We start from the raw sequence: 8005 nt of genomic DNA on the forward strand, positions 1-8005 counted from the left end.
ATTGCAAATATCTATTAAAACAAAATGACTTTGATATCTTTCACCCCACTTACTTTAATCCTTATTTCTTAAAAGAATTAAAGAAACCATTTGTACTTACAATACATGATATGACCTATGAGGCACTTCCGGAATACTTTCCCGCTTCAGACCCTCTCCCCCATTATAAAAGGCTATTGATAGAACGGGCCGATAAGATTATTGCGATCTCGGAAACAACAAAAACAGATATCATTAAATACCTAAACACAGACCCAGGTAAAATAGAGGTCATTCATCACGGGATTGACAATGCCGCATCCACATATCAAACCATCGCCCACTTACCTGAAACCTATGTTTTGTTTGTCGGTGCAAGGTGGGGATACAAGAACTTTTACCTGCTTGCCCGGGCATTCAAAGAACTATCTTTAAAATATCCAGATCTGAAGCTCGTTCTTGCAGGTGGAGGACAACTTAGTTTCGGAGACTCAGAAATACTGGTTCGTCTTGCAATAGTCGATAAAGTCATCCAAATATCTGTTACTGATGAAGAACTCAACACCTTATATAAAAAAGCGATTTGCTTCATTTATCCTTCCCTATATGAAGGTTTTGGATTACCAATTCTTGAAGCTTTTAAACAAGGCTGCCCAGTCTTACTCAGTAACAGCAGTTGTTTTAAAGAGATTGCAGGCAATGCAGCAAAATATTTTGACTGCAACAGCCTTCAGTCCCTTATTCATGAAACGGAACTTCTCATTACAAATCCAGAATTACGTAGTAAAATGGCGGTAGAAGGTTACGGAAAATTAACAGAATACTCGATGGAAAAATGCCTGAACAAAACGATTAATCTTTATAAAGCTATGGTATAGCTAAATCCCCGCCTTGATATAATTCCAAATTTTCACAACCTTTAATTATGACCCCATACAAAGTTAAATCCCCAGTTTTATTTTTGATTTTTAATCGTCCGGATACAACATTAAGGGTATTTGAACAAATCAGATTAGCCCAGCCATCTGTACTTTATGTCGCTGCTGATGGCCCAAGACCTGAAAAAGAAGGGGATGCTCAGCTGTGTAAACAAGCAATTGAAGTACTCAACGGAGTTGATTGGAATTGCACCGTTAAAACCTTATACAGAAAAGAAAATCTGGGTTGTAAAGAGGCTGTTTCCAGTGCCATAGATTGGTTTTTTGAACATGTTGAAGAAGGGATCATACTCGAAGATGATTGCCTCCCATCCAACAGCTTCTTCTATTTTTGCGATACCCTACTTGAAAAATACCGCCATGATACCCGCATAAGACATATCACTGGTTCCAATCTCCAACATGGACAGACATGGGGTGATGCAAGCTATTATTTCTCCAATTTAACCCATGTCTGGGGCTGGGCAAGCTGGAGAAGAGTTTGGAAAGAATATGATAAAGACTTGAAACGCTTTGATGAACAGGACGTAAAATATAAACTTAAAAACGTCTTCAATGACGATTTCGCAATTGAAACCTGGTCACGCATATTTTCGGAAGTAAAAGCAGGAAAAATAAACACCTGGGATTACCAGCTTACGTTCCTCAATTTCTTTAGTCACGGACTCTCAATAAACCCGAACAAGAACCTAATTAGCAATATTGGTTTCAGGCCTGATGCCACACATACACCAGATCCAGATAACCTCAATTCCAATATAGAAAGACAAGAAATCTACACCATTACTCACCCAGAATATTTTCTACCCGAAAAAGCAGCGGATCATTTCACCCTCGCCCAGGATTTCAATCTGGAGGAAAGATGGAGAAGGCACAACTTGCTCAGAAGACAATTTAAAAGATGGCTCAAATTAAAAATTAAAAGCTTATAACAGATAACAATCATGCCATTAGTATCAATTATTATTCCCAACTATAACCATTCCGAATTCCTTGTACAACGAATAGAAAGTGTTCTTGCCCAAACGTTTCAAGATTTTGAAGTAATCATCATGGATGATTGTTCAACTGACAATAGCAGAAGTATTATAGAACAGTACCGGTCACACTCAAAAGTTACCCAAGTTATATTTAATGAAATAAACAGCGGAAGTACATTCAAGCAATGGAGTAAGGGTCTTAGCTCGGCTAGAGGAAAATATATCTGGTTTGCAGAAAGCGACGACTGGTGTGAACCTAACTTCCTGGCTTATTTACTCGAAGGCTTTGAAAAGGATTCAGAGTGCGCCATAAGTTATTGTCAATCGTACATTATTGAAGGGACCAATGTTATAAGAAGCACTTCTCATCATGGTTTTCTTTCCGAAATTCAGGGAGGAAAATCCTTCCTGGAAAATAGAATGTTTGTGAACAACCCTATATTTAATGCGAGTATGGTTCTTTGGAAAAAAGAATTATTTCAACATGTTTCGACCGAATTTACAGACTACAGGCTTTGCGGAGACTGGTTTTTCTGGATGGAGCTTTGTCAGTTTGGTAACATACACATTAGTGGTAGGGTACTCAATTATTTTAGAAACCACGATAAAGATGTGAGCGGAAAAGCGATGAAAAGCGGTCTCAATTTTGTTGAAACATTAAAAGTGATTAATTCCTTTTATCTCCGCCAAATCATTTCTAAAAAGGTCTATGATAGAGCGTTTAAAATACAGTTTCGAGCATTTTATCCCCTGAAAAATCAATTCTCTCCAGCAGTAACAAAAGAAATAACTCATTTATTTCAGAATCCTTTAAGTTCCAAAGCTCTTTATTATAAGATATATCTTAGTGCCATCTGGAAATATAAAAAGCTATAGCGGTCTCCAGAAATCTTGAGGCCCCTTATTCTACAAATAAAACCAACTGACTATCTTTCTTCTCTCGATTAGTTACTCCTAATGATTGTACAAATGATAAATTTTATCTAATGTAGATGTTTTGCAACAAAAAAGATAGAAAAACGGTCTGCATATTTTTGTAAAATTGCGTGTTATGACAGATATCAGCAAGGGAAAAAACTACGATTTCATAGATACAATGCGTTTTATCGCTATGATCAGTATTGTAATGGAACATTCATCCCCCTTTTTGGGAATGCAAATGACCACTTTACACGACCAAATTATTCAGACTGCAGCATTACAATTTATAAAGTTCGGCACTATTGTATTTTTTATCCTTGCTGGCTTCTTAATCGGAGATAAGTTTAATCAATACACAACCAAGCAATACCTGAGCCGCAGGATTCATTCTATTTTCAGACCATGGCTGTTTTGGGTTACTGTCTTTATAGGCTTGTTTTATATTAACCAAGCTGTCATACACTTTAAAGGTGGAGGGGCTCCCGGCTTTGAACACCCTATTAACTATCTTGTTGACAGAATACATTTTATCGTTGTATACACGAGCTTTTGGTTTATTATAAACTTCATCTTCTGTATTGCGGTATTGTTATTTTTCAGGAAGTACATGTACAATATGATTTTTGGAGCTATTCTTGGTCTATGTTCACTCTTCTATTCGGTTAACCTTTACTTTGAATGGGCACCAACAGGACATACAACTGCATTGATGGGATTTATTTTTTATCTGTGGCTTGGTGTAATTCTACATAAATACTTCGATGCTTTCCAAAAGTGGATAACTCAAAGATCTTTCTTCCTTCTGTCAAGTCTGGTCGTCATCACATACATTCTTTCTTGCATAGAATCCTTGCACCTGTTGCAACTTGGTTCCGGCGATTTTTTAAATACCCTACGTATATCCAATATTATATTTTCTTTTGCCTGTTTCTTGTTCCTCTACCGCTTTTGTAATTTTAAAGCTATAGAAATGCTGAACCCAAGGTCTATGACTTTCGGTATCCATTTGCTTCATCACATACTCATCATCATTTTCTTACCAATGGTCCTAATGCCCTTGGAAATTGTATATGCCAAACAAACTGCATGGAACCTATTTTTTCTCCAGTTTCTGATCTTTTTACTCATTTACAGCAGTACCTATGTAATTGTACACTTGCTTCGGAAAATGGAAAAGTGGAAATGGACAGTAGGACAATAATTAGTGGGTTCTGATTATTAACTGTATTTTTGTTTGTTCTTTGTATAAGACTATGTTTTATACAAAGAATACCATTAAAAACAGATTTGTAAAAAATTGAATAACCTTAGTCATAAAATAAATGTACTGGTCATAGGTGATATGATGATTGATCATTATATCTACGGCAATTGTAACAGGATCTCACCAGAGGCGCCTGTGCAAGTTGTCGAAGTACAAAAAGAAGAATACACCCTGGGAGGTGCCGGAAATGTTCTGAAGAACTTAATTGCTTTCGACTGTAAAGTCTCTGTGATCTCTATAACCGGAACAGACGAGTATGGGCAAATGGTTCTGGAACAACTGAGCAGTTGCGGTGTTTCTACTGATGGAATATTACAAGATTCTAGTCGCTGCACTACGGTTAAATCGAGGGTTTTAGCTTCCAACCACCACCTGATTAGGCTAGATAGAGAAAACCTGTCAAACATTACCGCTGATCTGGAGAAAGAGCTTCTAAAATTCCTTCAAGATGAAATAGACCAATTTGATATTGTTCTCGTTTCTGACTACAATAAAGGCTTGTTAACCCCCGCTTTTTTAAAAGAAATCTTCCGCATTTGCAGGGAAAAAGGGATAAAAACCCTCGTAGATCCTAAAGGAACAGATTTCAGCAAATACAAAGGTGTCAATGTGATCAAACCGAATAAAAAAGAAGCCGCACTAGCCACAGGAATTGCTATCAAAGACCGGGAAAGCCTTCAGGAGGCGTGTGCCGTTTTAAAAGAATTAACAGGCTGCGACCAGGTCATTATTACGCTTTCAGAAGAAGGGATTGCCTATTATACGGAAAAAAAACTCAATTTAATCCCAACTAAAGCACTTGGGGTGATCGATGTAACTGGCGCGGGAGATACCGTACTTGCTGCATTAGGAGTATCCCTCGCCTCAAATAAATCCTTACAAGAAGCCTGTGAATTTGCTAACCATGCCGCTGCTATTGTTGTGAGTAAAGTAGGGAGTGCCGTGGCCAGCTTTGAAGAGATAGACCAAAGATTTCCGAAAGTCTAATTTAGAATCCAACGTATGAAAGACCATATCAAAGACCTTTTTGCCGAACATATAGAAGTAGCCAATCAGTCGGCTGCAGCAAACAGCGCCGGTATTGCCCGGGCCTGTAGCATCATCACAGACTGCCTGGCACAAGGCAATAAGGTTCTGCTTTTTGGCAATGGGGGGAGCGCTTCAGATGCACAGCATATTGCGGCAGAATTTACAGGCCGGTTTGTTAAAGAGCGCAGGTCACTACCTGCCATTGCCCTGACTACAGATACCTCTGCACTAACTGCCATTGGTAACGATTATGGTTTTGAACGCATTTTCGAAAGACAAGTAGAAGGGCTCTCCAACCCTGGGGACGTACTCATTGGGATCTCCACCAGTGGAAACAGTGCCAATGTGATCAAAGCATTGGAAAGAGGAAACCAATCTGGTTGCAAAACTATTGGCCTGACCGGACGCGACGGAGGAAAAATGAACGACTGCTGCGACCTCAACATTGTTGTTCCTTCTGACGTAACGGCAAGGATCCAGGAAATGCACATCCTGATCGGCCATATTATATGTACCGCAGTTGACGCTGCTTATTAAGTCGATATGATCAACAACCTTCAACAACTCACTGAAGAAAAAATCTTCACCCGGCAAAACATCCGGCAGCAAATCGAAAAGTGGAAAGCCGAAGGGCAGAAAATTGTATTTACAAACGGAGTTTTTGATCTTTTACACATTGGCCATATCAGCTATCTTCTAAAGACCGCATCCTTTGGAAATAAGCTGATCATCGGACTGAACGCGGATAGCTCCGTAAAACGCCTTAAAGGCGACAAACGCCCCATCAATACGGAAAGCAGTAGGGCGATTCTTCTAGCCGCCATGTTCTTTACAGATGCCATCATTATTTTTGACGAAGACACTCCTTTAAACCTGATCAAAGACGTTCTTCCGGATGTACTCGTCAAAGGTGCAGATTATAAGATCGGAGACATTGTGGGAGGCAAAGAAGTCCAGGAAAATGGCGGGGAAGTTAGGGTAGTTGATTTTGTGAGTGGCTACTCTTCTACAAACCTTATACAAAAAATATCAGGCAAATAAAGTTAACCTATAACCTCATTTCAATATACAACAAGGGCCATTTCTTTTCGAAATGGCCCTTGTTGTATATTGCGACGCAATTCCTAATTAGAAGGGTATACATAAAATTTAATTCCATAATTAGTCCAGCCTGGATATCCATTAGTCGCATTCACATTCGTTGTAAAAACATGATCAGTAACTGCGGGATTATAAAACTCATAAACTGGAACTGTCCCAGCAACTTGACTAGGGAACACATAAAACTTTATTCCGTAATACTGCCATCCAGCTAAAGGATAGGGAACTGTTACATTTCTATCTGTGCTTATCCAATGATCTGTTTGATTCGAACTATAAAATTCATAAACTGGAACGGTACCTGGATATTGCTGAGCGTGAGCATAAAAGTTTACATTTAAATATTGCCATTGAGCTGATGGATAGGGAACTGTTACATTTCTATCTGTACTTAACCAATGATCCGATTGAATACCGCTATAAAATTCGTAAACAGCTACTTCACCTAATTCCTTCAATTGACTGTCATGTATATGCTTTTCAACTGCCGCCTTAACCAATCCTTTTTTAACAGGATCAGATATGAAATCATAAAGAAAGACAGCCCTCCCCACATCTACTAATGCAGCATTTTTCTCATTAATACTTTGTTGCCAACTTGCTAAATTTAAATTTTCGGTTGTATTCCCATCTTTATCAAATGATATACTTTTGCCAGAATTTGTTCCTCCATAGAACTTACCTGTATATTCTTTACTTCTGGTTTCACCAGCAACTTTAGTCATTTCTTCAACGGTTTTATCCTTCGTAATATTAACACCAAGTAACTTCACGATATTAAGCCCAAATCCAGTTTGCACATATGATGTTTTTTTCTCAGTATCGCTTTCATTAATTACAATACCACTATAATTAAACCTTAAACGTCCACCTATACTAATATCTAACATCACATGAGTACCATATCTCTTTACTAAATCTTCAGCAGTATAGTTGGCAACATTGCTTACAAATTCTGGACTTAAATATTGCTTCAATAACTCCAGACTAACATCCCCCGTAAACCTTAGTCTTTTCACCTTTTGCCATGCCTCATAAGTTGCATATGAATATTTACTGGAATAAGCGGTTATACTTTGATCAGAACTATTTTTAGTAAAACTACCAGTAAAATTAATATCGTTACCTTTTGTAGTACCATCTGTATTTTTTGAACCGGCAATCGTCACATTGCCTTTACTGTCAAATGATCTTTTATTGTTAATATCTCTAATATAGTCCCAAGCGGAAGCTCCGCCATAATATTCATCAGAACCTTCTGACGTTCTTGTTACATTAATTTTAGCATCAATTCGATCAAGAAAGTCTTGCTCAAATTTTCTCATATCGAAAATAGAAACATCGGAGACACTAGACGGAGCAAGTAGATCCTTCGTAACATCCAATCCAAAGCCTAATAGATCCCATTTCTCATCACCTCCTGAAAGTTTACTATTACCTTTCGACAATACTTCTGAATCAGATTTAAGCGCATCACTTTTCTTACAGCCACAGACAATGACCATAGAAGCCCATAGAATACAGGCAATTTTTGTTTGTTTTTTCATAAAAGCATTATTTAATAAAAGCGTTTTTTATAAGAGAATCCAAAGGTAGTATTATTATAATTTTAAAGAATAGTTTTTTCGTAAAAGGCTTCACTCCTTATTTTTCGACACATTATATCAATCAAGGACCTAGTTAACAAAGCAATTCTGGAAAATGGAGGAGAGATAATGATGGCTGATTTTATAAAGGGCTTTCCTCTACCAACCTCATTCAAAAAATAAATGTTAAATAATAAAGGGGGAATT

Annotated in this window: 9 protein-coding genes; 7 read left to right on the forward strand and 2 right to left on the reverse strand. The window is 37.8% G+C overall.

Annotation, left to right across the window (positions count from 1 at the left end; genetic code table 11):
- The 7 genes from DBR11_RS20185 to rfaE2 all read left to right on the forward strand — a co-directional run.
- Positions 1-857 (forward strand): glycosyltransferase family 1 protein (locus DBR11_RS20185; RefSeq protein WP_108554427.1); only part of this gene is annotated, 857 nt, incomplete at its 5' end.
- A gap of 47 nt (positions 858-904) precedes the next feature.
- Positions 905-1849, forward strand: coding sequence for a nucleotide-diphospho-sugar transferase (locus DBR11_RS20190; RefSeq protein WP_108554428.1), 945 nt, complete (start codon positions 905-907; stop codon positions 1847-1849).
- 12 nt (positions 1850-1861) lie between these two features.
- Complete coding sequence (locus DBR11_RS20195) at positions 1862-2773, forward strand: glycosyltransferase (RefSeq protein ID WP_108554429.1); 912 nt, start codon at positions 1862-1864, stop codon at positions 2771-2773.
- Between the two features lie 175 nt (positions 2774-2948).
- On the forward strand, positions 2949-4019 hold the full coding sequence (locus DBR11_RS20200) for an acyltransferase (protein WP_108554430.1): 1071 nt from the start codon (positions 2949-2951) through the stop codon (positions 4017-4019).
- Between the two features lie 96 nt (positions 4020-4115).
- On the forward strand, positions 4116-5069 hold the full coding sequence (gene rfaE1 / locus DBR11_RS20205) for a D-glycero-beta-D-manno-heptose-7-phosphate kinase (protein ID WP_108554431.1): 954 nt from the start codon (positions 4116-4118) through the stop codon (positions 5067-5069).
- Positions 5070-5084: 15 nt separating this feature from the next.
- A complete protein-coding gene (gene gmhA / locus DBR11_RS20210; RefSeq protein WP_108554432.1) occupies positions 5085-5648 on the forward strand; it encodes a D-sedoheptulose 7-phosphate isomerase in 564 nt (187 codons plus the stop codon).
- Positions 5649-5654: 6 nt separating this feature from the next.
- The gene (rfaE2, locus tag DBR11_RS20215) at positions 5655-6152 is read left to right on the forward strand and encodes a D-glycero-beta-D-manno-heptose 1-phosphate adenylyltransferase (RefSeq protein ID WP_108554433.1); all 498 of its coding nucleotides are present in this window, start codon (positions 5655-5657) and stop codon (positions 6150-6152) included.
- An 83-nt stretch (positions 6153-6235) separates the two neighbouring features.
- Here the strand turns inward: rfaE2 and DBR11_RS20220 are convergent, their stop codons facing one another.
- Positions 6236-7759, reverse strand: coding sequence for an MAC/perforin domain-containing protein (locus DBR11_RS20220; RefSeq protein ID WP_108554434.1), 1524 nt, complete (start codon positions 7757-7759; stop codon positions 6236-6238).
- 62 nt (positions 7760-7821) lie between these two features.
- On the reverse strand, positions 7822-8005 hold a 184-nt coding region (locus DBR11_RS30265; protein WP_233260842.1), incomplete at its 5' end, for a hypothetical protein.

It is taken from the genome of Pedobacter sp. HMWF019, assembly GCF_003061025.1.
Lineage (GTDB): Bacteria > Bacteroidota > Bacteroidia > Sphingobacteriales > Sphingobacteriaceae > Pedobacter.

Excerpts from the sequence above, each read along its gene's own strand:
- DBR11_RS20190 (WP_108554428.1), top strand. The coding sequence starts at position 905 with ATGACCCCATACAAAGTTAAATCCCCAGTTTTATTTTTGATTTTTAAT.
- DBR11_RS20195 (WP_108554429.1), top strand. The coding sequence starts at position 1,862 with ATGCCATTAGTATCAATTATTATTCCCAACTATAACCATTCCGAATTC.
- DBR11_RS20200 (WP_108554430.1), top strand. The coding sequence starts at position 2,949 with ATGACAGATATCAGCAAGGGAAAAAACTACGATTTCATAGATACAATG.
- gmhA (WP_108554432.1), top strand. The coding sequence starts at position 5,085 with ATGAAAGACCATATCAAAGACCTTTTTGCCGAACATATAGAAGTAGCC.
- rfaE2 (WP_108554433.1), top strand. The coding sequence starts at position 5,655 with ATGATCAACAACCTTCAACAACTCACTGAAGAAAAAATCTTCACCCGG.
- DBR11_RS20220 (WP_108554434.1), bottom strand. The coding sequence starts at position 7,759 with ATGAAAAAACAAACAAAAATTGCCTGTATTCTATGGGCTTCTATGGTC.